1 tRNA gene and 1 rRNA gene are annotated in these 328 nt (G+C 56.7%); both read left to right on the top strand.

Features of this window, described 5'->3' with window-relative positions:
- Positions 1-113 (top strand): 5S ribosomal RNA (gene rrf / locus AC1DNI_RS22840); the annotation flags it as partial.
- 137 nt (positions 114-250) lie between these two features.
- Positions 251-327: transfer RNA gene (locus tag AC1DNI_RS22835), tRNA-Met, on the top strand.
- Position 328 lies beyond the last annotated feature (1 nt).

Here is a 328-nt window from a genome sequence, read left to right as displayed (position 1 = left end):
TGGTGGTTACAGCGGGGTGGCCGCACCCGATCCCATTCCGAACTCGGCCGTGAAACGCCCCTGCGCCAATGGTACTTCGTCTCAAGACGCGGGAGAGTAGGTCGCTGCCAGGTCTGCCAAACGCAACAAACAAAGCTTCTCGACAAACACAACAACAACAACAAAAACAAGCCGCACCAAACGGCCCTATCCATGCAAGCGCAAGTCCTCGCAACAAAGGAAAGCGCAAGCGCATACCGCACACAATTGACGCGGGGTGGAGCAGCCCGGTAGCTCGTCAGGCTCATAACCTGAAGGTCACAGGTTCAAATCCTGTCCCCGCAACCAA

The organism is Phyllobacterium sp. 01N428 (assembly GCF_056399405.1).
The sequence above is the reverse complement of the archived record's forward strand: the minus strand, read 5'-3'. Positions and strand labels throughout refer to the sequence as shown.